Source organism: Roseivirga sp., from assembly GCF_049099775.1.
In the GTDB taxonomy this organism is placed as follows: Bacteria; Bacteroidota; Bacteroidia; order Cytophagales; family Cyclobacteriaceae; genus Roseivirga.
The window spans coordinates 1-26,702 of the sequence record NZ_JAGDZM010000002.1 but is presented as its reverse complement, the minus strand read 5'-3'; the positions used below and the strand labels follow the sequence as shown (position 1 = coordinate 26,702).

At 39.2% G+C, this 26,702-nt stretch carries 25 protein-coding genes; 21 read left to right on the top strand and 4 right to left on the bottom strand.

Translation table 11 applies throughout. The features are described from left to right. From JXQ92_RS02455 to JXQ92_RS02420, 8 genes are all read left to right on the top strand, one after another. Positions 1-1,761: a ShlB/FhaC/HecB family hemolysin secretion/activation protein gene (locus JXQ92_RS02455; RefSeq protein WP_421984989.1), complete on the top strand. Its 1,761-nt coding sequence runs from the start codon at positions 1-3 to the stop codon at positions 1,759-1,761. 1 nt (position 1,762) lies between these two features. Beyond that, the gene (locus JXQ92_RS02450; RefSeq protein WP_421984988.1) at positions 1,763-2,464 is read left to right on the top strand and encodes a DUF4271 domain-containing protein; all 702 of its coding nucleotides are present in this window, start codon (positions 1,763-1,765) and stop codon (positions 2,462-2,464) included. Positions 2,465-2,492: 28 nt separating this feature from the next. Beyond that, positions 2,493-3,269, top strand: coding sequence for a uroporphyrinogen-III synthase (locus tag JXQ92_RS02445; RefSeq protein ID WP_421984987.1), 777 nt, complete (start codon positions 2,493-2,495; stop codon positions 3,267-3,269). 64 nt (positions 3,270-3,333) lie between these two features. Next, the gene (locus tag JXQ92_RS02440) at positions 3,334-4,329 is read left to right on the top strand and encodes a type IX secretion system membrane protein PorP/SprF (protein ID WP_421984986.1); all 996 of its coding nucleotides are present in this window, start codon (positions 3,334-3,336) and stop codon (positions 4,327-4,329) included. 130 nt (positions 4,330-4,459) lie between these two features. After that, positions 4,460-5,680: an SUMF1/EgtB/PvdO family nonheme iron enzyme gene (locus JXQ92_RS02435; RefSeq protein ID WP_421984985.1), complete on the top strand. Its 1,221-nt coding sequence runs from the start codon at positions 4,460-4,462 to the stop codon at positions 5,678-5,680. A 46-nt stretch (positions 5,681-5,726) separates the two neighbouring features. Further along, positions 5,727-6,536, top strand: a complete 810-nt coding sequence (gene gldL / locus JXQ92_RS02430) for a gliding motility protein GldL (protein ID WP_421984984.1) — start codon at positions 5,727-5,729, stop codon at positions 6,534-6,536. A gap of 11 nt (positions 6,537-6,547) precedes the next feature. Continuing rightward, complete coding sequence (locus tag JXQ92_RS02425; protein WP_421984983.1) at positions 6,548-8,356, top strand: hypothetical protein; 1,809 nt, start codon at positions 6,548-6,550, stop codon at positions 8,354-8,356. A gap of 11 nt (positions 8,357-8,367) precedes the next feature. Beyond that, on the top strand, positions 8,368-9,411 hold the full coding sequence (locus tag JXQ92_RS02420) for a hypothetical protein (protein ID WP_421984982.1): 1,044 nt from the start codon (positions 8,368-8,370) through the stop codon (positions 9,409-9,411). Between the two features lie 61 nt (positions 9,412-9,472). Here JXQ92_RS02420 and uvrC read toward each other — a convergent pair whose 3' ends face one another. The 3 genes from uvrC to JXQ92_RS02405 form a co-directional block, all read right to left on the bottom strand. After that, a complete protein-coding gene (gene uvrC, locus JXQ92_RS02415; RefSeq protein ID WP_421984981.1) occupies positions 9,473-11,269 on the bottom strand; it encodes an excinuclease ABC subunit UvrC in 1,797 nt (598 codons plus the stop codon). A gap of 79 nt (positions 11,270-11,348) precedes the next feature. Next, entirely contained in the window at positions 11,349-13,673 is a 2,325-nt protein-coding gene (locus JXQ92_RS02410) for a transglycosylase domain-containing protein (protein ID WP_421984980.1), read from the bottom strand. After that, positions 13,674-16,151: a tetratricopeptide repeat protein gene (locus tag JXQ92_RS02405; RefSeq protein ID WP_421984979.1), complete on the bottom strand. Its 2,478-nt coding sequence runs from the start codon at positions 16,149-16,151 to the stop codon at positions 13,674-13,676. A 196-nt stretch (positions 16,152-16,347) separates the two neighbouring features. On the opposite strand from JXQ92_RS02405, the gene JXQ92_RS02400 reads away from it, so the two are divergent. The 13 genes from JXQ92_RS02400 to JXQ92_RS02340 all read left to right on the top strand — a co-directional run bounded on the left by JXQ92_RS02400 (position 16,348) and on the right by JXQ92_RS02340 (position 26,504). Next, positions 16,348-17,202, top strand: coding sequence for a M23 family metallopeptidase (locus tag JXQ92_RS02400; RefSeq protein ID WP_421984978.1), 855 nt, complete (start codon positions 16,348-16,350; stop codon positions 17,200-17,202). A 19-nt stretch (positions 17,203-17,221) separates the two neighbouring features. After that, positions 17,222-17,635 (top strand): bactofilin family protein, encoded by a 414-nt coding sequence (locus tag JXQ92_RS02395; RefSeq protein WP_421984977.1) that lies wholly within the window; start codon positions 17,222-17,224, stop codon positions 17,633-17,635. 50 nt (positions 17,636-17,685) lie between these two features. Continuing rightward, positions 17,686-19,242, top strand: a complete 1,557-nt coding sequence (locus tag JXQ92_RS02390; RefSeq protein WP_421984976.1) for a TlpA family protein disulfide reductase — start codon at positions 17,686-17,688, stop codon at positions 19,240-19,242. 3 nt (positions 19,243-19,245) lie between these two features. Further along, complete coding sequence (locus tag JXQ92_RS02385; protein ID WP_421984975.1) at positions 19,246-19,449, top strand: AtpZ/AtpI family protein; 204 nt, start codon at positions 19,246-19,248, stop codon at positions 19,447-19,449. A gap of 94 nt (positions 19,450-19,543) precedes the next feature. Further along, on the top strand, positions 19,544-19,942 hold the full coding sequence (locus JXQ92_RS02380; RefSeq protein WP_421984974.1) for a hypothetical protein: 399 nt from the start codon (positions 19,544-19,546) through the stop codon (positions 19,940-19,942). 83 nt (positions 19,943-20,025) lie between these two features. Beyond that, the gene (gene atpB, locus JXQ92_RS02375) at positions 20,026-21,054 is read left to right on the top strand and encodes a F0F1 ATP synthase subunit A (protein WP_421984973.1); all 1,029 of its coding nucleotides are present in this window, start codon (positions 20,026-20,028) and stop codon (positions 21,052-21,054) included. A 32-nt stretch (positions 21,055-21,086) separates the two neighbouring features. Continuing rightward, complete coding sequence (gene atpE, locus JXQ92_RS02370) at positions 21,087-21,350, top strand: ATP synthase F0 subunit C (RefSeq protein WP_421985390.1); 264 nt, start codon at positions 21,087-21,089, stop codon at positions 21,348-21,350. A 79-nt stretch (positions 21,351-21,429) separates the two neighbouring features. Next, entirely contained in the window at positions 21,430-21,924 is a 495-nt protein-coding gene (locus tag JXQ92_RS02365; protein ID WP_421984972.1) for a F0F1 ATP synthase subunit B, read from the top strand. A 9-nt stretch (positions 21,925-21,933) separates the two neighbouring features. Next, positions 21,934-22,491, top strand: coding sequence for an ATP synthase F1 subunit delta (gene atpH, locus JXQ92_RS02360; RefSeq protein WP_421984971.1), 558 nt, complete (start codon positions 21,934-21,936; stop codon positions 22,489-22,491). Positions 22,492-22,522: 31 nt separating this feature from the next. Continuing rightward, positions 22,523-24,097 (top strand): F0F1 ATP synthase subunit alpha, encoded by a 1,575-nt coding sequence (gene atpA, locus JXQ92_RS02355; protein WP_421984970.1) that lies wholly within the window; start codon positions 22,523-22,525, stop codon positions 24,095-24,097. Between the two features lie 37 nt (positions 24,098-24,134). Then, entirely contained in the window at positions 24,135-25,013 is an 879-nt protein-coding gene (atpG, locus tag JXQ92_RS02350; RefSeq protein ID WP_421984969.1) for an ATP synthase F1 subunit gamma, read from the top strand. Positions 25,014-25,071: 58 nt separating this feature from the next. Continuing rightward, the gene (locus JXQ92_RS02345; protein ID WP_421984968.1) at positions 25,072-25,884 is read left to right on the top strand and encodes a UbiA family prenyltransferase; all 813 of its coding nucleotides are present in this window, start codon (positions 25,072-25,074) and stop codon (positions 25,882-25,884) included. Then, on the top strand, positions 25,881-26,504 hold the full coding sequence (locus tag JXQ92_RS02340) for a class I SAM-dependent methyltransferase (protein WP_421984967.1): 624 nt from the start codon (positions 25,881-25,883) through the stop codon (positions 26,502-26,504). The genes JXQ92_RS02345 and JXQ92_RS02340 overlap by 4 nt, the downstream gene beginning before the upstream one ends. Here JXQ92_RS02340 and JXQ92_RS02335 read toward each other — a convergent pair. Continuing rightward, on the bottom strand, positions 26,485-26,702 hold a 218-nt coding region (locus tag JXQ92_RS02335), incomplete at its 5' end, for a hypothetical protein (protein ID WP_421984966.1). The two genes, JXQ92_RS02340 and JXQ92_RS02335, sit on opposite strands and share 20 nt — an antisense overlap.

Genomic DNA, 26,702 nt, shown 5'->3' with positions numbered 1-26,702 from the left:
ATGATAAGACTGATAAAAGGCTTATTTCTTTTTTTAATAGTCAATTTATTTTGGGTACATGAAACGCACGCCCAAAAAAGCATATCCCTTACCATAGAATCCAGCGAAGAATCAAAATCGGTAATAAGTAAATATCGATATGAGCGAAAGGCAGTAGATTCTCTCGCTGCCATTCAAACCGCGCAATCCTTAATTAATCAGTTACATAACGATGGTTATCTTTTAGCCACTATTACTGAAATAGACCTGGTTGAAAACCAAATGCGAATTGCGGTTGCGCCAGGGAGTCCTTTTCAGTGGCTCATTCTTTCGGCCGATAACATAGAGAAAGGCATTATTAGAAAAACGAGTTACAGGGAGAAGCGCTTCAAAAATAGCAGGGTAGATTATAACCAAATAGCACGCATAGAAAATGGCATATTATCTTATGCAGAAGAAAATGGGTACCCTTTTGCTGCCGTTTCATATGACTCTTTGAAGATAGTTGAGAACCAACTTAGTGCCTCATTAAAATTGGAGCTCGGCCCGTTAATTAAGTTCGATTCAGTAGAAGTGCTGGGCGAACAAGTGCTGAAATCACGATTTGTCACTAGCTATTTGGGCATAAGCCTTGGTGCAGAATACAATCAAAATATAATCGATGGTGTGGTTCAGAAGCTCAGCCGGCTACCTTACCTGAGATTGGTAAAAAGTCCGTCACTTACTTTTCAGAATAGTGAGGCAAAAGTGACCCTGTCATTAGAAAAAAGGCCAATCAATACGATAGATGGCATTATTGGTTTTTTACCAAATACAAGTCGTGATAATGGCCTGTTAATTACCGGTCAATTCGATTTAGAATTGTATAATCCATTTGCTACAGGGAAGAAAATAGGCTTGCATTGGAGACGGTTGAGTGAAGAAACACAATCGTTGCGGATGAATTACTTTCACCCGAATGCGCTGAGGAGCCCTTTGTCTGTTGATGTAGATTTTGAGTTTTTGAAGCAAGACACCACATTCACAAGACGAGATTTTCAGGTAGACTTTTCTTATGATTTGAGCATACATGGTAAACTCAGCTTCTTTACGAATTTTCGGGCGACAGATCTTTTAGCAACAAGTCAGTTTGAAAACGCTAACAGCCTTCCTGATATCGTTGATTTTTCTTTAGGCCGGTATGGTTTAAGTTTTGGTTTAGACTATCTAGATGATGTCTTTCTGCCCAAGAATGGTTTTAAACTAGAGCTTTCCGCATCTGTTGGTAATAAAACCATTCGCCAAAACGCAGATTTACCCACTGAGCTTTACCGAGGAGTTGATTTGAAAACGCTGCAATATCAATACGACCTAAGTGCCGATCATTACCTCGCATTTAACCCGAAACACATTTTCTATAGTTCACTGCAAGCCGGAGTGCTTTCAAATGATCGGCTTTTTAGAAATGATGCATATCGCTTAGGTGGACTGAATACAATAAGAGGGTTTAGTGAGAACTTCTTCTTTGCCACATCCTTTGCTTTTTCTACGTTAGAATCAAGAGTTTTCTTCGATGAGACTTCTTATCTCTCATTATTCTCAGATTTTGGCTATATAAAAGGAGATTTTGAAGAAGTTGGTTTAAGTGGTGAAGAGTTTATTTTAGGTATCGGTGCCGGAATTAATTTTTCTACTGGGAATGGAATATTTAACTTTGTCTATGCTTTGGGCACCTCTGAAAGTACGGGTGGACTAAACTTCAATCAATCAAAAATACATTTCGGGTATACCACTCGCTTTTAGCATGGAAACACTCACAGAAAGTTCTCAATTTTTATTTAGAAACATCTCAATCACAATATCAGTGATTATGCTGTCGACTTTTGCCGTTTCTAGGATTGTGTTTCCGAAAATGTTTAGTGCGGTTTATAACTTCTCAAAATTTGGCCACTTCAAGATCAAAGAAGACTTCGGTTCAAACATTAGACTTTTTAGCACCGAGAATTTCTATTTCACCCTATTGCTATCCGCATCAATCAGTTATGTAGGCTTGAATATGCTCATGTTTTCCACAGGCTTGCCTGAGTTTATGGAATGGGCAGTGCCTAAGAACTTCGGCGCAGGTGTACTGATCTGGTTACTTTTGACCATCACTGTCCAACTGTTTTTTCTGCTGAAATTCCTCTTTCTATCAGGGTTTGGGGGGTTATTTGGCCTTCCGCTCAGTACAAGTAGACATTTTCAGGAAGTTCAAGGACTCAATAATTGCTTTATACTCTTTCTAGTAGGCATATGTGCCATTACCACTTACAGCAACTACTACTTTCCTACGAACCTGATCGGCATACTGATGATGAGTATTCTCATCTATTTGCTATACAGGTTGTTAAACATATTTTTCAAGCTGTCGCAACTCAAAATATATAGTAATTTATATATATTTTCTTACCTTTGCACCACAGAAATTTTGCCCACTGTAATTGGAATTAAATTACTGTTTAACTAGCCAAATCGGGTTTAAAGTAGGGAAGTATATGTCTAATAGCATCAATGAGGAGAGGCTTAAAGAAGTCAAGAGTTTGCTTGTTTCGCAACCAAAGCCGTCTGATCCAAAATCACCATATTATACATTAGCAAGGAAATACGGAATCAAGGTTGATTTTAGGCCTTTCATTCAAGTTGACCCAATTTCAGCTAAAGATTTTAGAAAGCAGAAAGTTGATATCTTAAAGCACACAGCGATAATTTTTACCAGTAGAAATGCTGTCGATCATTTCTTCGCTATTTGCCAAGACTTAAAGGTTGATGTACCTGCAGATATGAAATACTTCTGTATTTCAGAACAAACAGCTAATTATCTTCAGAAATACATAGTTGTTAGGAAGAGAAAAATCTTTACGGGCTCTAGAACTGCTCAAGATCTAATTGAGATTTTGAAGAAGCATAAGAACGAGAAGTATTTATTCCCTTGTTCTAACATTCGTAAGAACGATATTCCAAAATTCTTAGCGGACAGCGGATACCAATTCTCAGAAGCGGTCATCTATGAGACTGTTGCGAGCGATCTTTCTGATTTGGATGATGTTTATTATGATATTATAGCGTTCTACAGTCCAAGTGGTATAAACTCACTATTTGTGAACTTTGAAGATTATAAACAAAATGACACCAGAATGGCCGTTTTCGGTCCTACAACGGCAAAAGCTGCTAGGGATGCTGGGTTAATTTTGGATATTGAGGCGCCACAACCTAACGCACCTTCTATGACAGGGGCTTTAGAACTGTATATTAAGAAAGCGAATAAACTATAGAATTGTCGCAACCTCTAAGGGCTATTGCGAGTTCTGTTGTAATATGTTCGTGGAAATTAAATAAATGGGAAAGATTTCGCGTTATCACTTTATGACTAGAACCTTTGTACTGACCATACTTTTGGCGTGCTGTCATTTTGGATTGCGGGCTCAGCAAGACGCTCAGTTTACTCAGTACATGTTTAATTCCCTTTATTACAATCCTGCTTTTGCTGGTTTATCAAACGGAAACACGTTGACGGCCATTCATAGGTCGCAGTGGTTTGGTTATGAAGGTACTATAAACGACGGCGGTGCACCTACTACTCAAATGGTGAGTTACAACACTACTTCCAAATTTTGGAATGGTGGTTTGGGCTTTCATGTAGTTAACGATAACCTAGGTCCTTCTACCAATTTTGAATTTCAAGTTTCAGGCTCATATTTCTTAGAACTACCTAATAATGCATCCTTAAGCGTTGGTGTTAAGGTAGGTATGTTCTCCAGTGCCATCGACTTTGACCAAGTTGTAGTGGTAGATCCAAGAGATGGGTTAGTCAATTTAACTGGAAAAGAATCGCAAATAAGACCAGATATTGGATTAGGCGTACTTTATAGAAATGGAAATTTTTTTGGTGGTTTCAGTACAAATCATTTAATTCAACCCGAATTCGACTTCGGTCAGGATCAAATAGCCAATCAATTACTTCGACATTATTATTTGACCGCAGGGTATGACTATGTTTTGACCCCTGAGCTCACGATAACCCCAACCTTATTAATAAGATCAATAGGTTTTGATGCATATAACTGGGACTTAAGCGTAATCGGGCGCTTTAGAGACCAATTATGGGGAGGTGTTTCTTATAGGCAATCGGAATCTGCTTCGGCAATGATTGGATATAAAATACTAAAAGACAGAAGTTTATCGTTGGCATACGCAGTCGATGTAGTATTGACACAAGCAGCTAGTAAAGAGCCTACCTCGCAAGAGATCATGCTCATTTACACGTTTAAGTCAAAAAATAGAATAAGAAATCTTGGAAGGAATATCATAAGAACACCAAGATACCGTTACTAAACAGAATGATCTGTTGAACAGTTAAGAGGAGATTAACTTGGACTGTGATACAGTAGAAGAACAATAAAATACTAATTTTCGGTTTGAGGAGTTAATACTTATTACCGAGAAAACTATAAAAACTGAAATGATGAGAAAGACGTTACTGGGTCTTATGATTGTACTATTACTTGGCTCCGGAGTCAGTTGTAGTATGTTCGATGGCTTTTTAGCAGGCGGTGGTAAGGAATCTAAACTTATCGAAGATGGTCAGCTACTAGGCGTACTCGATCGAGATGGTTGGTACCAAGAACTTCCTTACGGAATGGTGCCTATTTCGGGCGGTACTTTCTATATGGGTCAAGCCGACGAAGATGTTGCTGCCTCACAAATCAATTTCAACAGGCAAATCACGGTAAGTCCATTCTTTATGGATGCCGAAGAGATTACCAATAATGAATACCGCCAATTCCTTTATCATATTTCTGAATTAGCGCAGAATGGAGATAGATACTGGGACGCTACAATGATTGCGTCAGTATTACCAAACCCTAAAGTTTGGGAAGAAGAATTCACTTATCACTATGCAGATCGTATGGTGCAATATTATAACGAACATGTTTCTTTTGACAACTATCCTGTAGTTGGTGTAAGCTATGATGCTGCGGAGAAGTTCGCAGAATGGAGAACCATTTGGTTAAATAATGGTCAGCAAGCCAAATATGAAGGCCGAAGTGGCGGAGGTTTATTTGGCGGAAGAAACAAATCTGCAGATGCTGCGGCTGATATTGGGCCTGTACTGGGTGCTACTCCTGTAGGACCTGCTGGAACAGCCGCCAATTCTGGTGCTGAAGCAAGTACCTTCGTGGATACATCCCCAATCGAAACCAGATACCCTCAATTTAGAATGCCAACAGAAGCCGAATGGGAATGGGCAGCTAAAGGAGGAAGAGAAATAGTAAAATACCCTTGGGGTAACCCTTACACTAGAAATAAGGATGGATGCTTTTTAGCAAACTTCAAACCTGGTAGAGGTGCTTATGCTGATGATGGATATCAGTATACGGCTCCAGTAAATGCTTTCTTACCAAACCCATTTAACTTGTTTAACATGGCAGGGAATGTGGCAGAATGGTGTAGAGATGATTTTTCGCCAGTTTACAACCCCTTGGTTTGGGATTTGAACCCAATGTTCTTGTACGACCCGGATACGCAAGCTGATAACCCTCACTACGGAAAGAAAGTAGTTAGAGGCGGAGCTTGGAACGACGTTTCATACTACCTACAAACGGGTACAAGATCTTTTGAATACCGTGATGTAGCTTCTGCTTCCATCGGTTTTAGATGTGCAATGGACTACCTAGGACAATAAAGAATTTCACCTAATACAATTTATACTCAACCTAACTGAATAAAAAATGGCTAGTAATATCGTAAACAAATTTTATGGCAATGTAATGCCCAAGATCTATGGACTAGGAGCGTCTGTAGTAATTATTGGGGCTATGTTTAAGTTAGAAGGCTGGAATGGTGCTACCGTTATGCTTGTAACTGGACTAAGTGTTGAAGCCTTAATTTTTGCTTTCTCTGCTTTCGAACCAAAAGGAACAGACTATACTAAGCTTTTGTATGATCACTCAAAAGATGGATCAAGCAATGGCCAAGGAAATAAGGATGACGTATCCTTCCAAAAAGTGCTTAAAGAAGCAGCTTTCAATAAGGAAGGCTTGCAAAACTTAAAAGCAGGTATGGACAATTTAGCAACTAATGCTAAGCAAATGGCCAACATGACTAGCGCATCTGTTGCCACAGATGAATACGCAAAAAATGCAAAAACTGCGGCAGCTTCATTAGCAAAAATTGATGCCTCTACAGCACAAGCAGCAACTGCTTTTAGTGAAGTAGCCACAACAGTAAAAGGTTCTGGAAATAACCAAGCACAACTTAAAGGTGCAACTGAAGCTTACCAAGTTCAGTTAAAGGAGGCCGCTACGCAGCTTCAAGCCCTGAGTGGAGCCTACAAATCAGAATTAGCTGATACAGAATCAGTAGCCAAGTATATGAAAGGCTATCTGTCTAACATGGAAACTATGATTAAAGGAGCCATGAATACAGCAAAACAAACAGAAGAATTACAAGGCCAAATGGCTAAACTGAATACTAACGTCACTTCCTTAAATAAGGTATATGGCGCTATGTTATCTGCAATGAAACAAACTAACTCCTAAGCAAAAGTATTATGGCAGGAGGTAAGGAAACCCCAAGGCAGAAGATGATAGGCATGATGTATCTCGTGCTGACAGCTCTTCTTGCGTTGCAGATCAAGGACTCCGTTCTTGAGAAGTTTGTATTAATGGAAAGTGGTTTGGAAGTATCAAACTCTTCTCTTTTAGATTACAATGAAACGATTCTCACAGGTATTCAAGCTGATGTTACCAACCAAGGTGATAAACCAGGTGATATTGCTGTACAGAAGACAGCGGAGAATATTAGAGACTACACAAGAGGTGTAATAGCTTACATAGAGGACATGAAAATGAATGTAGGCGCTGTGGCTAGTGGTGGAGATACTGCGAAAGTTTACAAACGATCTACTCTGAAGAAAACCGAAGAGCCATCTAACTACCTTTATGAAAGACACTTTGGTGATTCTTTAAAAGTTGTTTTGGATGCTTTCCCGGTTCAAGTAAATTCTTCGATTGATAATCTTGGAAAAGGAGGGATGACGCCTGAATGGATGAAGAGTATTGCTTTAGATGCCAATGGCATTAAGTTTTACGAGGATAACCAAGAAGAAAAGAAAAAAGGTTTTTCTGAGTTCAATTTCTACAAGGCTCCTTTGGCAGCTGTTTTAGCGCAATTGACTTTCTATAAGAATCAGATTTATAGTAAAGAAGCGGTAGCGCTGAATAAGTTGAAATCTTTGATAGGCACGGCAGTTGCTGTTGACCCGAGTAGTATACGTTCGCTAGGTGGCTTATCAGCCGCTCCGGCAACACCAAGCGCTCAGCCAACAGCTCAGGCCTCTAACGATAATGTGTCTCAGACGCCTCAAAGTACGCCAAGTGGTTCTGCTAATGGTTCCGCAAACACGGAAATAAAGCCAGAAGATCGCCTTGAGCGCCAGTTTGTAGGTATTGACTATGCGCAAGCTATTGTGCTTTCAGAGTCTAATATTGTTACAGCAGGTTTGGATTTTAATGCGCAAGCTTTCTTAACCTTAGGTAATTCGCAATTGAGTCCAACGGTGAAGATCAATGGACAAGAGATTGATGTAGAGAATGGTAGAGGTTTATATACTGTTAAGGCATCAGCAGCACTTTCTGACTACGATGCTAATGGTTTAGCCAAGAAGTCGTTCGAAGTAGAGATTACTGCTGAAGATGGTACAGGTGCAGAAATCACAAGAACGACGACGCACGAATATTATGTGGCAAGACCTGTCATTGACATTCGTTCACAATCAGTTGATATTCTATACTTGAATTGCAGAAATGATTTAAATATTAATGTACCTGCATTAGGGCCCGCTTACCAACCTTCATTGAAAATTTCTGGTGGAACTGTAGAGCTAGGATCTCAAAAGGGACAGGTTTCAGTATTTCCAACAAATAGAGCTGTGAAGATAGATGTTTCCAGTGGAGGTCAATATATCGATTCAAGAGAGTTTGAAGCTAGAAGTGTACCACTTCCAGTATTTGAGGTATATGTGGATGGTAATGCCTATAATCCGAATGCGGGTTTAGATAACTTCCCTTCGACTTTAGATTTGCGTTTAAATCCAGATGCAGGCTTTGCAGAAAGATATCCTGATGATGCTAACTTTTTTGTTACCAAAGGACAAGTAACAATTACCTCTGGAAAGAATAGAGTTGCACTTTTAGAAATTAACGGATTAACGCCGAGTGTTGATTTAGCACAAATAAGGTCAAGAATGAAATCAGGGCAGCAGTTAGTTGTAGTGATTGAAGAGATCGTAAGAGTGAACTACAAACAAGAGCAAATTCCTGTTCCTTTTGTAGGTAAGATTGGTATGGCGATAAACTAGAATAAAAGATTATGTGGAGAAAGTTAAGCTGTTTATTATTGTTGGTTTTATCCGTTTCTGTTTTAGCACAAGAAGAGGAAGGTACAGGTATTGATCCAGCAAAATTTTTACGAACGCTAGAAAGCACTACGAAAGTAGCAGGTTTAAATAGTGCGCGTAAAATTCATAATGACTTTTCTGTTCGCCCAATCAGAGATGAGGATGTGATGTTCAGTATCAGACTATGGTCTAAGCTGAATTTTAGTGAGAAAATGAATCAGCCTTGGGATGCTAAAGATTCAAGAATTACTCAAATCCTTATTAACGGTATCAAAGAATACTATACTGCTAAAAATGAAGCACTTGATCAGGTAGTCGGCATAACGCCTTATCAGACAATGGAGAATGGCTTTCCTGTCTTTGAAGATGACGCAATTATGTTGGAAGAAGATTTCAACAAAGGAATGTCGGATTACTCAACGCAACAAGGTAACTACGATGAGTCGCAGAGACCTAGAGCTAGAACGGCATTGAAACTTCGAGATGGTGGCATTTATCAGAACTATACAAATGCGCGTTTGGATTCAATTATTGATTTAGAATATGCTTCAACTTCTGCTGCAAAATCTTTAGATCCTGCTGTTAAAGGGAATCTTAATGTGCTTTTGATTGAGGAAGATTTAATTTTCGATAGAAATGAGTCTGTGGCTAAATGGGATATTGTTTCAATAACCTTAATAGCGCCCTCTACTGCATCTGCGGATGGAACAGAACGAGAAATTGTTCGTGTGAAGTACGAAGACTTTGCCAATTATGTGGAGAAAGTTTTTGCAGAGAGCAATAAGAATAAAGGCTATTGGTATAACCCTAGGAACCCGAGAAACAAAGAGATTAACTTTTCTCATGCTTTCGATTTAAGGTTGTTTAGTAGTTATATCACTAAGTTTCAAAATCCAGACGACAGTAATATTCAGACGCTTTATGGTAAAGCTGAGTATGATTACTCAATCATTGAGTTAGCTCGGAAAAAGAGAAACGAATTGCTCGAGAAAATGCATAATCTTTGGGAGTATTAACACTCACCAAAACGATATATAAAACGAAAAAAGCCTCGATTAATCGAGGCTTTTTTGATGCCTACTTTTGTTGGAAAAAGTTTTGAATCAGCCGAGCTCTGGCTTCGCCTACAATTGAGATTAACTCTTCTTCACTCGCCGCTTCTATCTTGCTCATGGTTCGGAATTCTTTCAGCAATTTGTCCACTGTTACACGACCGAGTCCCTTCACATTTTCTAGTTCAAATTGAAAACTATTTTTACTTCTTAAATCTCTATGGAAATTAATCGCAAAGCGGTGTGCTTCGTCTCGAAGCCTTTGAATTAGTCTTAAGGCTTCAGATTTCTTGTCAATGTGTAGAGGGAATTGGTCACCTGGGAAGTAGAGTTCTTCAAGTCGTTTAGCGATTCCAATAATCGGTATTTTCCCGTACAAATTAAGTTCAACCAGCGCATCGCATGCAGCATTTAGTTGCCCTTTACCACCATCTACAACAATGAGCTTTGGAAGAGGTGCACTCTCTTCTACCAATCGTTTATAACGCCTCCCTACCACTTCTTTCATCGAACCAAAATCATCTGGTCCAACGACTGTTTTGATTTTATAATGGCGATAATCTTTTTTTGAAGGCCGACCCATTTTGAAGCATACCATCGAGGCTACTGGGTTAGTGCCTTGAATATTTGAGTTGTCAAAACACTCTATATGCGTAGGAAGCTCTTTTAACTGGAGGTCGCTCTGTAACTGTCTTAAAACGCGATTTCCTTTATCCTTTACATTTTCTAAAGACGCATACTTTTCCTTTTTAGCGAATAATGCATTCTTGAGAGATAGGTCAATCAATTTTCTTTTATCCCCAATCTGCGGTTGTATAGTCTTAAAATTTTCTGATTCAAAAGCTACTGGTTTATTCACTAAAACTTCCTTGGCGCTACTCTGATATTGGTCTCTTAACTGAACCAGTAGCAACATTAATATTTCTTCATCAGCTTCATTGAGTTTTTTCCTTACTTCCGAGGTTTGTGAAAGGTTAATAGTCCCATTTTTAATCCTCAAATAGTTAACAAAAGCATACTTCTCATCTGAGATTACGGTGAAGACATCTAAATCGGCAATTTTCGGACTGACAACGATCGATTTTGACTGGAATTTATCCACCATATCAAGCTTTTCTTTGAAACGCTGAGCTTGTTCAAACTCTAGGCCTGAGGAGGCTTCAACCATTCTTTCCTTGAAGTAATTCTTGGGTATCGACAAGTTACCCTTTAGGATATTCTTGGCCTGATCTATATCCTTCAGATAGTCTTCTTCGGTTTGAAGGCCTTCGCAGGGTCCTTTACAATTACCGATGTGATATTCCAGGCATACCTTGAACTTTCCTTTATTGATATTTTCTTCTGAAAGATCGTAACGACAAGTTCGTAAAGTAAAAAGGGTGTTAATGAGCTTCAAAACGTTATTCATCACCTTCACATTGGCATAGGGGCCAAAATAAGTGCCATTGGCATGAATCAGTTTTCTAGTACTATAAACTCTGGGGAAACGCTCATTCGAAACGCAGATATAGGGGAAGGTCTTATCGTCTTTCAGCAGAATATTGTACTTCGGCTGATTTTGCTTGATCAAATTGTTTTCAAGCAATAGCGCATCGAATTCGGAGTTGACTAGCGTGACTTCGATAGCCTTTATTTCACTTACGAGCTTTTTCGTTTTGCGATTTACCCCTTGATTCTTGTTGAAGTAACTCCCAACCCTTTTCCTTAGACTTTTGGCTTTTCCCACATAGATTAAAGTACTCTCGTCGTTGAAATACCGGTATACCCCCGGACTATCGGGAAGCTTTGATATTTCTGATGGACTGAGTCGAGTTACCTCCATAGATCGAAATTAGTAGGTAAAGCATATGGAGCCAAACCAATGTCTAATTTTCACGAATGATTAAGGAATAGAAAAAGGATTATTTAGGCTGGTAGATCTCGTCGTCGTAAATGATTGTACTGTCCGAAGGGCTCACGATATCTGCAAACTTTTGACAGTCAATTTCTCGGTTTAGATCAGCAGGTCTGTCGAAGAAAGATCTTTCAATTCCTAAAGTGCTATCGGCATATACGTTTTGCATAAATAGCCCAACTATTGGCATAGCCGTTCTAGCGCCTTGTCCATTTATCCAGCTTGAAAAGTGAATCGATCGATCATCTCCTCCAACCCAAGCACCTGCGATTAGATCTTGCGTAACAGCCATAAACCAACCATCTGAAGCATTTTGTGTTGTACCTGTTTTAGCACCAATTTCGTTTTTTTCCTGCTTGGCATCTACAAGCTGGTAGGTGTAATTCAACCCTCTGCCAGAACCTGATTTTACTGTTTCTTGAAGCATATTTAGCATTACGTAGGCTACATCCTCACTTATGGCTCTGCTTTTTCTAGGGGGCTCGTTATAGATTACATTTCCGAATCTGTCCTCAATCCTACTGACATAATACGGCTCTATATGCACGCCTTTATTGGCAAAGGCTCCGTAAGCTCCAATGAGCTCATGCAGTGTAGCGTTTTCAGTTCCCAAGGCAATAGAATAGTATGGCGGAATTTTACTCTTGATGCCTAGTCGACGTGTCATATCAACCACTTTCTCTGGTTTAACGATATCCATAACACGTGCGGTGATGGAGTTTACAGAGTTGGCCATGGCTTGTTTTAAAGTCATTTCTTTGCCGCTAAATCTTCCTTCGGCATTTTGAGGACTCCAAGGTTCATCCTGAAATGGTATATCGATAGATACTGCCTCATCTTTGAACGCGTAACATGGGGAGTAACCTTGCTCAACGGCTGTTGCATAAACAAACGGCTTGAAAAGAGAGCCCGGTTGCCTACCACCAGTTCTTACATGGTCATATTTGAAATAGTTGAAGTTGATACCGCCTACCCAAGCTTTAATAGCACCGGTTTTGGGGTCGCTGGCTAAAAATCCACTTTGTAAAAATTGCTTGTAATATCTAACCGAATCCACTGAACTCATCAAGGTGTCAATTTCCCCTTGCCATGAGAATACCCTGAGTTTTTTCTTCTTGTTCATGTAGTATTCCACGGAGTCTGATTCAGATCCGAACTTTTTTACCAAATTCCTATACGCCGATGATCTTGGTAGAAGCTCATCTTCAAAGAAATCTTCGATTGGTCGCCCCTTACTATCTATCCATAGGCTCCTATCTTCTCTTGTAAGTTCAGCATCAAAAAGTGCTTGTAGTTTTGACATGGCAGAATCTGTAGCCTGTTCTGCATAGGTTTGCATTCTGCTGTCAATGGTTGTAAATATTTTTAAACCATCGGCATAAAGATCATATCCTAGCTCTTTGCAAAGTTCCCTTAAGTCTACCCGAGCTACTTCCCTAAAATATTGTGCTAGTCCAGTATTCTGATCTTGTTGTTTAAGGCTCAATTCAATGTCTGGCACTCTAAGCGTGTCGTAAGCTTCTTGGGCTAGGTAGTCATACTTTACCATTTGGCTCATTACTACGTTTCTTCTTCGTTTCGATGCTTCTGCGTTATTATCAGGGCGGAAAGTGGTAACACCTTTTTGCATTCCGGCTAAAACTGCCGCTTCTGGTATCGAAAGCTCGTTCGGTAGTTTATTGAAATAAGTTTTGGCTGCCGATTTTATCCCGAAAGCGTTATTACCAAATTCTACCGTATTGTAGTACATGGCCATAATTTCTTGCTTGGTATAAGACCTTTCAAGTCTTACTGAAAGCACCCATTCTTTAGTTTTATAGATCAATTCATCCAAATACTTATTTTTCCCTTCTAGTTTACCTTTCTTATCATCGGAAATTACCCTTGTAGAGAAAAGCTGCTTGGCTAATTGCTGGCTAATGGTACTACCTCCACCTTTTCGGTTAAAGGTGAGTACCCCAAAAGCTACACGGAACATACTTGGTAAGTCGATACCCGAGTGTTTTTCAAAACGAAAATCTTCAGCAGCCGTGAGTGCATTCACTAAGTTATTGCCTAACTGATCATAGGTTACAGGGTTACGGTTGTCTCTAAAATACCCAGAACCCAATTGCAGCCCATCGGAAGTATAAAGTGTGGAAGTAAGGTTTTGATCAGGGTTTTCTAACTGGCTATAACTCGGTAAATCACCGAACCAATTGTTTACGTTTGAGCTTACAGCCCAGATATAAGTAGGAAGACCCACGACGCCTAAAACGAAAAATACCCATGCCACTATTGTCAGCTTTTTGAGGAGTGGTCGGTTTTGGGTGATTTTACTTTTTAAACTCATTTATTTATAAAATTTCTCGTGAAAGGCTTTGTATGCCTCGATCTTTTCGTTGTCAAATAAGAACTGAAAGTTGTCTATCGATATTGCAAAATTATGAAAATTAACGTCATCCTTATTCATGGCTTCATTTAGAACTTCAGCCAGTATATCTCTGTAACGCTGAGATGCCGATTTAGTCTTAAATGAATTGACATAGATGATGGCAATATTTGTGTTTTTTCTAAACGGAAGGCTAGTTGTAGCTAACCTTTGATTTTTGAACTTCTCCTCGTTTAAACCATTGACAATATCCAGCACTTTCTGCACGCTATTAATGGTTGTGTCTACTGTAACAGCAATTAAATGTAGCTTTTGGAAATCTTCGCTAAAGTCAAAACCACGATCGCCAAGGATATTTACTTTCGTTGGTTTCAATGCATCGACTAGCGATTTAGCGTAATCGACTAATGGGCCTTCCGAATATTTAGTCATGAAATCATTAAGTGATTTTTCATAAGCAAATAACCCTTCAGTTTTCGCTTTTAGAATGGCAGAAAGTAATTCTACTGTCGGTAAAAAATCCACATCTTCGAATGAAGACAGCGCATTTCTGATCATTTGATCAGCTTCTACATAGTTTCCTGCCTCATACTGCCCATATGCTTCAGCATAGCGCTGCTGCAGCCTTATATTTCGAGCTTCTTTTTCTTCAACATAATTCGGGTTGATGAGAATTTTAGCGGTTAAACTTTCAGGGAAATCAGCAATGATTCGGTTTTTGTAACCTTCGGCACGCGCCACATCTTTATCCTTAAAAATGGTGTAGAGTGAAAAAAGTGCTTCTAATTTAAATTCAGTATTCGGGAAACGGCTTAACAGGGTCTCATAACTTTCTACTGATTTTCCCTCTCTTGTAAGCCCGAATAAGTAGATTCTACCCAGATTAAAGTAAGCCTCTTCCATGGCTAAATAGGCCTGTTTTTTTGCCTCAGTGGAAGTAGGAATAGTTTCGAGTAAGGCTTGTTTTTGGCTAGCAAACTCTTCACTTCTCGAAGGATCCTCTTCAACTTGTTGAACGTCCGTCTCAGTACTTTCAGTAGCCAATGACTTGGCCACATCATTAGAAGATATTTTCGTCGATCGCCTCCAATCATCCTCTAGTGGCCTGTTTCCCCATACACGCCTAAATTCCAGTTGTCCTTGGTCGATAGCAGCTTGATTGTAGAAATACCAAGTATCGTCTCCTGAAGTATCGGTATTGGCAGAAGCTACAATTCCACTACTTGCTGCTCCTTCGGAACGCTTTTTCTTTTTCTCTTCCGCCTTTTTCTTGGCTTCTTCTGCTACAATGTATTGTTCCAGAAACGCATCTAACTGCACACTATTCAATTCAGCAAGGGCTAAAAGACTATCATTCAAGGCAATAGTATTCAACTGGGTAACAAAGTCTTTCAACACCAATTGCTTTTCTACAACTTTTTCGTACCCAGCCTCGTCATTAGGCAGTTTTGCCACAGCACTATCATAATTTAAACTGGCTTGCTGATAATTTTGAAAAGGTTCGAAATACAATTCTCCAAGTCTTAGGAATAATAAACCCTGCTGGCGAGTATCTGGCTGCTCTACTTGTGTGCCTACCTTATAATAGCGCATGGCTACCTGAAGTCTTTCTCTGCGTTGTTCAAGAATACCCCATACGTAGTATATTTTATCTTGGTATTCTAAGTTTTTGCCATCCTTCAGCAGCTTATCAAATATTTTGTAAACCTTCTCAACCTGATCTTCGCTGGCGTTTCCAAAATCAGCCAGCGACATTTTGTTCAGTTGAGAGTGGAAAACCAACTCATAAGGTGGGTTGCCTTTTAATGCCAAATTGTAATAATCAATGGCGTCTACATTCTTACCTTCTTTTTGTGCCAATTGACCCAAAATAAAGTTTGTTCTTGCTTTTTGATCTCTGTTTTTAATGACTTCGTTTACTTCCTCTAGCGCTGTAAACATTCCAGTTTCATTCTCTTCAAGTTGGTGGTAATAGGCCAAGAGTAATTTGTAATCCAAGTTATTATCCTCAGTTATTTCTTCCTCTAGTTGCAAATAGTTCGATACCTCCAAGGCCTTGTCCATGTCGCCCATGTCCATATAGGTGCGCATCAATCCTATCAAAGCTTGTTGTCTTGCTGCAGGGTCTTTACTCGTTTGATTTACATATTGGAAAGTCTCAATGGCGTACTGGAACTGAGCCCGTAGGTGCCTGATTTTACCAATTAAAATGTAGCTGTCGTCAGTCCAGTCACTCGATTTATACCATTCTATGGTTTGAGAAGCTTTTTTAAACGCGTCGTCTAATTTTTCTTTGTTACCATTTACCGTTCCTGAATCTATCTCAGGAAACACCTTTAAAACATCATTAAAGTTGTAGGCATATTTTTCTTCTAAGCTCTGGTAAACGTCGTTTATGTATTGGTTTGCATAGAAATATCCATTATAGCGTGCGTTCATATTCTGATACCCTTTGGAGTTGCACCCCCAAATGACAATCACTAGGAACAGATAAAAAAATCTTAAGCTATATGTTCTGCTGGTTTTCAAATCAGATTAAGTTCTGAATAGCAACGTTGAATAATGCGCAATTAATACAATAAAAGGTATCTGGTTAGGTTTTAATCAATATTTTTGTTTCCCTTGTTTTTTAATTGTGGCTAGATTCAAGAAAACACTATCTAACTGGTTAAACGCCAGACACATCTTCATCATACAGAATGAGGAGGATTTTTCTGAAAAGGCAACCTATAAGTTTACTTACGCTAAGGTTGTGCTTCTCGGATTCATCACCTTTCTAATTGTTCTAACCATTGGCATTTACTTGGTGAATACCGTTATGGCGCAATGGTTCGATCCAAGATATGCCGAACAAGAAACGAGAAAAGATTTGGTGCAAATGAGTATTTCACTGGATTCTCTGGCCCAAGAACTGGAAGATCGCGATCGGTTTATTACCAGTTTTAAAAAGATAATGCGTGGCGATGTTAGCACCGATGAGATTACTGCAGAACAGCCCGTTAGACAACTAAGCGCTTCCGATACGGAAGACTTAGAAAGGTCCGATTCGATTTTTAAAGCTGAATTTGAAAAAGGAAGTGACTTTTTGCTGACTGGAGATATTGAGAATGACGAACTCAGGCAACTTTACTTCTTCTCGCCGATTTCAGGAACTATCTCAGAACCATTTGACCCTAAAGGCGAGCATTTCGGTGTAGATATTGTTTCAAAGAAAGATGAACCCGTAAAGTGTATTGCCGATGGTACAGTAATTATGGCCGGGTGGACACAAGCTGAAGGCAACGTAATAGCTGTGCAGCATAGAGATAACCTTATCTCTATTTACAAACACAATGCTACGCTTATCAAAGCAGTAGGTGATTTTGTAACTTCAGGAGATATTGTGGCCATTATTGGTAACACCGGAGAATTAACTTCTGGGCCTCACCTACATTTTGAACTATGGTATAATGGGTCGGCCGTAAACCCCATAGAATTTATTTCGTTTTAGACTGAAAATTGACCAGACTATGTTTTCTAAAGAAGAAAAAAAATCCACTAACGAATTAAGCCAAATCAGCAATGTTATTGGTAGAGCGACTGTTTTAGAAGGAAGTATAGAATCTGCTGGAAATATTAGAATTGAAGGTAAGGTACATGGCAACGCTAAGGCAAAAGCTAAATTTGTAATGGGCAATGAAGCCTATGTACATGGAAACGTAGTGGCCAGATCGGGCGAAGTTGCAGGAAAAGTAAATGGCAATATTGAAATTTCAGAATTGCTGATCTTAAAACCCACTGCCATAATTAATGGTGACATTTTAACCAATCAGCTCGTGGTAGAACCAGGCGCTACTTTTAATGGCGGTTGTAAAATGGGACATTTGGCGAAAGATATTGCCATAGAAATACCGCAAAGCAGAGCTACTGAAAAGCAGGCTTAATCTGTGAACAACTATTTGATTAGTTGAAAGTATTTCTATACTTTCACTCAATGGCCTCAACTACCCAAAGGGTTAAAACCCAGAACTTCTCTATTCTTACTATCCTTTCTGCACTCTTTGTAATTATCTGCTTCCCCTCTTGTCAATCCGATAAACCAACTAAAGAAGTTGAAATTCCTCAAGAGCCATCACCAACCTCAGTTTGGGTATCTGTTAAAAACGAAGCTGATGTCGTGATTCGGCTTAGATTTCAAACAGGTTTAAATGACTCTATTCAAGAAAGTCATTTAAGCGTAAAGCCTCTGGATACCTTAGTTATAAATCTTACCGAAGAAAGGCTCATGGTTATTGAAAGTAAAGTTAGCTTGAAAAAAGATGTGCTTGTATCTCCGGGAGACTCTCTATATGTAGATTTAGTGAGCGATCAAATGAAGATAACTTCAAACCGTGAACAGCTTTTTGCTAATACGCTGAGCGCACAGTTCCCAACAGAACAATCAGCCAACATAGATTCGCTTCACAAGCTGCTAGTTTACACTGATAGTACGAATAGTATGCTGGGATTCAATGATTATTCAAAAACCAGGCTTTATCCGGTTTTGTTTCAAAAGGATTTTATCGAAAACAATCCGGAAGTTCTGAGCGAATTTGTCTCTGCCACTTACTTAGAAATTGAAGGAATTAGGAATAAAGTGAATAACGAATTGCAAAAAGTCGATGGGATTGGTTTAGATATGAAGGAGGAAATTGAATTACACCGCCATTTTCTTAGACTCTCTTTTTTATCTAGAAGACTGGAAGACAAGTCTTATGTGAAAAGCCTTTTAGAGAGCCCTTTTTTTGAAGAAGACTTTCTAATGCAGAGCAAGTACGGAGTTGCTTACTTATTCTATTATATCTCGCAAGGCATTCTGGCTGGGGAAGAAATAAAGACATCGAACAAACGATATACCGATTACCCTAAGGCTTATGACCTTTTAGAGCAACACTTTTCAGGAAAACTGCTCGCTAGAGCTAGGTTGTTTTGCTTGGAAAGAATGGTGTCCAATAATGTTAACTACGAAACAATCGGGCAGTATGCTACTAAGTATCAAAACACTTATCCCGAAGACACGGCTTTTATACAACGGTTTCAAGATAACTTCTTGTTAAGCCAAGAAGCTTTGGTCCAAAGCGCTATTGGTCTAAACCTACTGACCGAAAGTGGTATGAATAAAGATTTAACAGGTTTATTGAATGACTTAAAGGGTAAAGTAGTCTATGTCGATTATTGGGCCAGTTGGTGTGCACCTTGTCGTGTAGCTATGCCTCATTCTATGGCCTTAAGGCGGAAAATGAAAGATCAAGACGTTGCATTCGTATATTTTTCGGTAGATAATGGTCAAGAAGCTTGGAAGCAAGCAAGCGAATCGGATGGGCTTAATGACTATAAACATAATTACCTTGTGCTGAATCATGAGAAATCTGAAATGAGAAGGAACTTGAATATAGATGCCATTCCCAGGTATTTGATTTTTAATAAAGAAGGTAAATTAGTGGAAAGGAATGCCCCAAGTCCAAAAGATGCGAACCTAGAAGCCATGCTGAATAAGTATATTGCGAACTGATTGATGCCAGATAAAAACCCCAATAATTACCTTAAGTACTCACAGTTAGGTATTCAGTTGTTCCTTACAATTGGTATCTGTGCTTGGTTAGGATACAAAATGGACGAATGGTGGAACAGCGGAAAACCACTCTTTATTATACTCATGATCCTTATCGGAACTACTGGTGCTATCTATCAATTATATAGATCGTTGCCCAAGCACTAAAAAACAAACTCTACTCTTTACTGAATCAGTACAAATCTTTGAGCCTTCTATATAGAACTAACCTAAGGTTTACTACCTTTGCGCGATGCAAAGTATGGGCAGAGAAATCTTAAAATCCCTGATCGCTTCGTTGCTTTTGGCAGCCGTGATTTTAGGACTACACCAGATTAGTGGTGCGGAGAGATTTATTCACCCTCAGATATGGACCATTGTCATATTTTCAGCGTTGCTGGGAATGCTCGTGGTAGCCATAGGACATTGGGGCCTAACTTCTTTGGATGCTCAAACCAGGACTAATTTATTCCTTGGATTGACAGTTTTAAGACTAATCATAAGTATGATATTTATCGGTATTGTAGTGTTTGCCGGTCTAGAAGGTAAAGTCCTCTGGGTTGCAAACTTTTTTGCCGTCTATTTATTCTACTTAGTGTTTGAAATATATACCATTCTATCTAACTTGCGCGCGATTTCGACTGAGGGCGAAAAGACATGATGAAAAATAGCAGAACTAACTTTCCCAATTTACTGATCATAAGCTTCTTAATAGCGCTTTTCAGTTTTTCAAATAGTTCAAATTTGTTAGCCTCATCTGGCAGCGGAGAAGAACAAAAAGAGGAAGGTGCAACCGACTTCATTATGCACCATATCGCTGATGATTATCAGTGGCACATTGTAACGCTCGGTCACACTCACATTACCATCCCTCTACCAATGATTATCAGAGATCATGGTGAATGGAAATTCTTCATGTCATCAGACTTCTATGACGATCACCATGAGCCAATCGCCCATGATGGTTATATGATTTCTCATGGTAAGTTGGTGAGAGCTGGTGAAGGTCATGGCGATGATACAGGACATGAAGTAGAAGATGATCATGCCACAGCAGCAGCTGATGAACACGCGCCTGCTCAAGGAGGTTTCTTAAATCTATCCATCACCAAGAATGTAGCATCACTTTTCTTAAGTGTATTCCTAATGTTGATCACTTTCATCACCATTGCCAAACGATACAAAAACGGTGTTGCTGCACCAAAAGGACTTCAGTCTTTATTCGAACCAATCATTGTTTTCATTAGAGACGATATCGCAAAGACTAATATTGGAGAAGATAAGTACCAGCGCTTTATGCCTTACTTATTGACATTATTCTTCTTCATTCTCTACAATAACTTATTAGGCCTAACGCCAGGTGCTGCTAACCTTACAGGTAACATAGCAGTAACGCTGTCTTTGGCACTCTTTACTTTCGTCATTACTCAGTTTAATGGTAAGAAGGCATATTGGATGCATATTTTATGGACACCAGGCGTACCGCTTCCATTAAGACCAATTATTTTGGTTGTTGAGATTATCGGAATTTTCACTAAGCCTATTTCACTAACACTTCGTTTGTTCGCTTCTATTACAGCGGGCCATATTGTAGTGTTAAGTATTATCGGTTTAGGTTTCATATTAAATAGTATTGCACTGGGTGTGGTTGGAACGTTGTTCTCAACTATCATTACAGTGATTGAAATTTTAGTGGCAGTTATTCAAGCGTATGTATTTACGTTGTTCTCCTCGATGTATATCGGGCAGGCAGTTGATGACGGTCACCACTAGTTTAGAACCATTGTTTCACATATAACAAACAAATTATGTTATCTATTTTATTAACTGCTGGCTATGCCCTTATGGGAGCTGGTATTGGTGCTGGTCTTGTTGCAATAGGCGCAGGTCTTGGTATCGGAAAAATTGGTGCTTCTGCTATGGAAGGTATGGCACGTCAACCTGAAGCTGCAGGTAAATTGCAGTCTGGTATGTTGATTATTGCTGCACTTATCGAGGTAATCGCGCTTTTCGGTGTTGTTGCATGTTTCTTACTTGCAGTGAACACTGATATCGTTGACAAACTGTAAGAAGTAGTAGAATAGCTTCGGGCTTTGCATTAGGCAGGCCTGAGGCTTTTCTTTATCTAACTAACTCAAAAAAAGAAACATGGAATTACTGTTACCAGATACCGGTTTATTTATCTTCCAAGTAGTAGCCTTTATGTTGCTATTATTCTTATTAGGCAAGTTTGCTTGGAAACCTATATTAAGCGGATTAAAAGAAAGAGAAGAAACTATTGAGTCTGCCTTACTTTCAGCTGAACAAGCTAAGAAAGATATGGAAGCGCTCAATGCAGACAATGCAAAACTTTTAGCTGAAGCGCGTTCTGAACGTGATGCCATGTTGAAAGAAGCAATGGCCGCTGCGAATAAAATTAAAGAAGAAGCAAAGGAGGAAACTTCTAAGATTACTTCTAAAATGATGGAAGATGCGAAAGCAGGTATCGAAGTGGAGAAGAAAGCCGCAATGGCTGAAATTAAAACAATGGTAGCAGCGCTTTCATTAGATATCACTGAAAAAGTGCTTCGTAAGCAACTAGGCGATGACAAAGCTCAGAAAGCCTTGGTTGACGAATATGTAAATGATTTGAACCTTAACTAATTCTGACTAATGTCTGAATATAGAATTGCTTCCAGGTATGCTAAATCTTTACTCGACCTTGCTGTCGAGAAAGGAAAGTTGGAAGAAGTAAATAACGACATGGTGTCTTTTTCTCGAATGATTGAGGAAAGCAGAGACTTCGTGTTGATGTTGAAAAGCCCTGTAATTACTAGCGATAAAAAACTCGCTATTCTTAATCAAGTGTTTGAAGGTAAAGTAAGCGATCTTACGTTATCCATCTTCCAAATACTGACAAGGAAGCATAGAGAAGGTTACTTGCCGCAAATTGCTGAAGAGTTTCATCATCAGTATAATTTCAATCTTGGTATTGAAGAGGCCACAGTGACTACGACTTTTCCACTTACTGATAAGCTAAGAGCAGAGTTTTCTAACGCGGTAGAAAAAATTTCAAATAAAAAAGTAGAGCTCACAGAAGTAATAGATGAAACTCTAATTGGAGGCTTTGTGCTAAAAATTGGTGATCGTCAGATTGATGATTCTGTAAGTTCAAGATTGCAAGCTTTACGTGTAGAGTTCACCAAGAACCATTACGAAAAAGCTTACTAAAAAAGATTTATAACAATAACTGTAATATAAAATGGCAGATGTAAGACCAGACGAAGTTTCAGCAATTTTGAGAGAACAACTCTCAAACTTCAGATCAGAAGCTGAATTAGAAGAAGTAGGTACTGTACTTCAAGTAGGTGATGGTGTTGCTAGAATCTACGGATTGTCTAAAGCGCAGTCAGGAGAGCTTTTAGAATTCGATAACGGATTAAACGCACTAGTACTAAACTTAGAAGAAGACAACGTAGGAGCTGTACTTCTAGGTGATTCTGCAGGTGTAAAAGAAGGCGACACAGTAAAAAGAACTGGACGTATTGCATCAGTTAACGTAGGCGAAGGTGTTGTTGGCCGTGTGGTTGATACATTAGGTAACCCAATTGATGGTAAAGGTCCTATCGCTGGTGAAACTTTCGAAATGCCACTTGAGCGTAAAGCACCAGGTGTAATTTATCGTCAGCCAGTAAATGAGCCGTTACAGACAGGTATTAAAGCGATTGACTCAATGATTCCTATCGGAAGAGGTCAACGTGAATTAGTAATTGGTGACCGTCAGACAGGTAAGACTGCTGTAGTTATCGATACTATTTTGAACCAAAGAGAGTTTTACGAAGCTGGCGAGCCAGTATTTTGTATCTACGTAGCCATCGGTCAGAAAGCTTCTACTGTTGCAGGTATTGTTGCAGCACTTGAAAAAGGCGGCGCAATGGATTATACAGTAGTAGTTTCAGCGTCTGCTGCAGATCCTGCACCAATGCAATTCTTTGCACCGTTTACCGGAGCAGCAATTGGTGAGTACTTCAGAGACACAGGACGTCCAGCCCTAGTGGTTTATGATGACCTTTCTAAGCAAGCAGTTGCTTATCGTGAAGTATCTCTATTATTGAGAAGACCTCCGGGACGTGAAGCATACCCTGGTGATGTATTCTACCTTCACTCTAGATTGTTAGAAAGAGCTGCCAAGGTGAATGATAATGATGAAATTGCTGCGGCAATGAATGACCTTCCTGAATCCCTAAAAGGAAAAGTTAAAGGTGGTGGATCATTAACAGCACTTCCAATTATTGAAACACAAGCGGGTGACGTTTCTGCCTATATTCCTACCAACGTAATTTCAATTACCGATGGACAGATCTTCTTAGAAACTAACCTATTTAACTCTGGTGTACGTCCTGCAATTAACGTGGGTATCTCAGTATCTCGAGTAGGAGGTAGTGCTCAGATTAAGTCAATGAAGAAAGTATCAGGTACGTTAAAACTTGACCAAGCGCAGTTCCGTGAATTGGAAGCTTTCGCTAAGTTCGGTTCTGACCTAGATGCGGCAACACAGTTGACAATTGATAGAGGTAGAAGAAACCAAGAGATTCTTAAGCAAGCACAATTTTCTCCAGTAGCGGTAGAAGAGCAAGTAGCTATTATTTATGCTTCTACAAAAGGTCTTATTGACAAAGTACCTGTTGACAAGGTAAAAGAGTTTGAGGCAGAATTTCAGACTATTTTAAGAGCAAGTCACGCTGACGCTTTAAACGATCTTAAAGCAGGCAAACTTAGCGACGAAGCAATTTCAGCTTTGAAGCAAGTAGCTAAAGATGTGTCTTCTAAATATTAATTAAGAATTGGACATTAGTCCACTTTAAAAATAGCCTATGGCAAGCTTAAAGGAAGTAAAAGAAAGGATTGTATCGGTTAGTTCAACCCAACAGATCACTAAAGCCATGAAAATGGTGGCGGCCGCTAAGTTGAGGAGAGCCCAAGACCGAATCATCCAATTACGCCCTTATTCTGAAAAACTAGGTGGCCTTTTAGCCAATGTTTCTTCAGGTAATTCTGAAGAAGGGATGAATACCTATACAGAAGTAAGAGATGTAAAGCGTGTGCTTTTTGTCCCTGTAACTTCAGATAGAGGTCTATGTGGTGCATTTAACTCAAACATATTTAAGGCAGTAAAAAATGCTTTAACGGATGAAGAGTATGCAAACGCAAAGGTTGAAATTCTACCAATTGGTAAGAAAGCTTTCGATTTCTTTAGAAAGAAGAATGACCCAGTGATTGAAGAGCACTGGAATGCATTTTCAAACCTTTCTTTCGATGTAGTGAGAGCTGCTGCTGAAGAAGCCATGGAAGGCTTTGCTTCAGGTAAGTATGACAAAGTTGTATTAGTATATAATGAGTTTAAAAACGTTGCTACTCAAATTGTAAGAACAGAACAGTTTTTACCGATCGTTGAGTTAGCTACGGAAGAAGGCGCATCAAATACCAACACAGATTATATTTACGAACCTTCAAAAGACTATATCATTGACGAGTTAATCCCTAAGTCATTAAAAATTCAGATGTATAAATCAGTATTAGAATCTAATGCTTCAGAGCACGGCGCTCGTATGACAGCAATGGGTAAAGCTACTGATAACGCTGCTGACTTATTGAAGGAGTTGAAGTTGACATATAACAGAACGCGTCAAGCTGCAATTACTAAGGAAATCTTAGAGATTGTTGGTGGAGCTGAGGCCTTGGCATCAGATTAACGAAGTTTTAATAGAAACTAGATATATTGAACCCTGGCTAATTAGTCAGGGTTTTTTTATGCAGAAGGTTGTTTCCATAGTTCAAAACCTAAGCCTAGATATCACCATCGGGGCATTGATATCTTGCCTTTTTATTGGTAAAGTCTTTCAAGTGAATATCAGCCTTCACATGCTCTTCGGTTTGGGGATAGCTATTTGGTTAATTTATACATTTGATCACCTCAGAGACGCTCAAAGCGCAAAATCAAGGCCTTCAAATCCACGTCATGCCTTTCACTATGATTATAGAAAGCCATTGATTGTTGTTGCCGTTATTTTCTTCATCGTTGGTTTGGTAAACGCTTTTTATTTACCCTTTGAAACAATTCAAATGGGAGTTGTACTGGCAATACTAAGCGTATTGTATTTTGTATACATACGAATAAGCAAACGGCAGCTAAGCAAAGAGATATTTGCAGCACTAGTATATACTGCCGGTGTATTTACGGCCCCATTGAGCTTGGTAGAATCTATGGATTGGACGTACTGGATACTCATGTTCCAGTTTCTTTTAATGGCTTGCGCTAACCTGATGATTATACCGCTTTATGAAGTACGAATAGATAAGAGAGATGAAGTCAATTCCCTTGTAATCTATCTAGGCGAACCTCGATCGAAAGTAGTGATTCAAGCTATTTTAGGCTTGAACCTAGTGATCATCGCACTGTTCTTGACAGTGATAAAGGCCCATGAAAATGCTCAGTTTATATTCTTTGCGATGGGCTTGGCACTGGTGATTTTACTTGGGCGAAACGAGTTTTTTCGAAAACATCAACTCTATAGAATCATCTGTGACGGAATCTTCTTTTTACCCATATTCTATTGGCTATGAAGAATGATTTTGACTTGGTAGCACCATTTTATGATAGAATGGCAAGACTAGTTTTTGGACATCAACTAGAGCGTGCGCAGCAGTGTTTTTTGTCCCAGTTACCTGAGGGGGCACGATTACTTATAGCAGGAGGAGGTAGAGGCCGCGTTTTAAGATGGTTACCCACAGATAAGGCTTTGAAGATTACTTACGTCGACCTTTCAAAACAAATGATTAAGGCAGCCAAGCAGCAAATTTATGATAATCTTGATGTTGAGTTTATAGCGAAGGATGTTAGAGATATTGATGGCCAATATGATGTGGTAGTAGCAAACTTCTTTTTCGATTGTTTTGAAAGAGATGGCTTGAACGAAGTATTAGCGAAACTCAAAGAACTGATGCCTTTGCATGGTCAGCTTATTGTCACTGATTTTGGAATTCCAATGAATTTCAAACAGCGTTTGTTATTAAAAGCGATGCACCTATTTTTTGGTCTAGCAGCTAATTTGGAAGCTAAAGCCTTACAAGATATCAGATGTGTCATTGGCGAATCGGGATTTGACCTTAAGTGTGAAGAACACTTTTCAAATCAGCTGATCTTCTCAGCACTATTTCAAAAGTCTAACGAACAATCACTTTGAGCGTAGTTGTGGCCCCTGATTGATCAATGATTCTGATAAGGTTGAGTCCTGTTTCGAATCCTTCGGTGCTGAGCTCGATATACTCTTCAGTGAGTAGGGCTGTATGTTCTTCTTTTCTAATGATTTTACCGGTTCTATTGAACATGACGAACTGTAAATCTTTGTCCTCGTCTAAATGATAAGCAATTCTAAGAGTTT

Bases quoted from the DNA above. Each gene is read 5' to 3' on its own strand.
- JXQ92_RS02455 (WP_421984989.1), top strand. From the start codon at position 1: ATGATAAGACTGATAAAAGGCTTATTTCTTTTTTTAATAGTCAATTTA.
- JXQ92_RS02450 (WP_421984988.1), top strand. From the start codon at position 1,763: ATGGAAACACTCACAGAAAGTTCTCAATTTTTATTTAGAAACATCTCA.
- JXQ92_RS02445 (WP_421984987.1), top strand. From the start codon at position 2,493: ATGTCTAATAGCATCAATGAGGAGAGGCTTAAAGAAGTCAAGAGTTTG.
- JXQ92_RS02440 (WP_421984986.1), top strand. From the start codon at position 3,334: ATGGGAAAGATTTCGCGTTATCACTTTATGACTAGAACCTTTGTACTG.
- JXQ92_RS02435 (WP_421984985.1), top strand. From the start codon at position 4,460: ATGAGAAAGACGTTACTGGGTCTTATGATTGTACTATTACTTGGCTCC.
- gldL (WP_421984984.1), top strand. From the start codon at position 5,727: ATGGCTAGTAATATCGTAAACAAATTTTATGGCAATGTAATGCCCAAG.
- JXQ92_RS02425 (WP_421984983.1), top strand. From the start codon at position 6,548: ATGGCAGGAGGTAAGGAAACCCCAAGGCAGAAGATGATAGGCATGATG.
- JXQ92_RS02420 (WP_421984982.1), top strand. From the start codon at position 8,368: ATGTGGAGAAAGTTAAGCTGTTTATTATTGTTGGTTTTATCCGTTTCT.
- uvrC (WP_421984981.1), bottom strand. From the start codon at position 11,269: ATGGAGGTAACTCGACTCAGTCCATCAGAAATATCAAAGCTTCCCGAT.
- JXQ92_RS02410 (WP_421984980.1), bottom strand. From the start codon at position 13,673: ATGAGTTTAAAAAGTAAAATCACCCAAAACCGACCACTCCTCAAAAAG.
- JXQ92_RS02405 (WP_421984979.1), bottom strand. From the start codon at position 16,151: ATGAACGCACGCTATAATGGATATTTCTATGCAAACCAATACATAAAC.
- JXQ92_RS02395 (WP_421984977.1), top strand. From the start codon at position 17,222: ATGTTTTCTAAAGAAGAAAAAAAATCCACTAACGAATTAAGCCAAATC.
- JXQ92_RS02390 (WP_421984976.1), top strand. From the start codon at position 17,686: ATGGCCTCAACTACCCAAAGGGTTAAAACCCAGAACTTCTCTATTCTT.
- JXQ92_RS02385 (WP_421984975.1), top strand. From the start codon at position 19,246: ATGCCAGATAAAAACCCCAATAATTACCTTAAGTACTCACAGTTAGGT.
- JXQ92_RS02380 (WP_421984974.1), top strand. From the start codon at position 19,544: ATGGGCAGAGAAATCTTAAAATCCCTGATCGCTTCGTTGCTTTTGGCA.
- JXQ92_RS02365 (WP_421984972.1), top strand. From the start codon at position 21,430: ATGGAATTACTGTTACCAGATACCGGTTTATTTATCTTCCAAGTAGTA.
- atpH (WP_421984971.1), top strand. From the start codon at position 21,934: ATGTCTGAATATAGAATTGCTTCCAGGTATGCTAAATCTTTACTCGAC.
- atpA (WP_421984970.1), top strand. From the start codon at position 22,523: ATGGCAGATGTAAGACCAGACGAAGTTTCAGCAATTTTGAGAGAACAA.
- atpG (WP_421984969.1), top strand. From the start codon at position 24,135: ATGGCAAGCTTAAAGGAAGTAAAAGAAAGGATTGTATCGGTTAGTTCA.
- JXQ92_RS02345 (WP_421984968.1), top strand. From the start codon at position 25,072: ATGCAGAAGGTTGTTTCCATAGTTCAAAACCTAAGCCTAGATATCACC.
- JXQ92_RS02340 (WP_421984967.1), top strand. From the start codon at position 25,881: ATGAAGAATGATTTTGACTTGGTAGCACCATTTTATGATAGAATGGCA.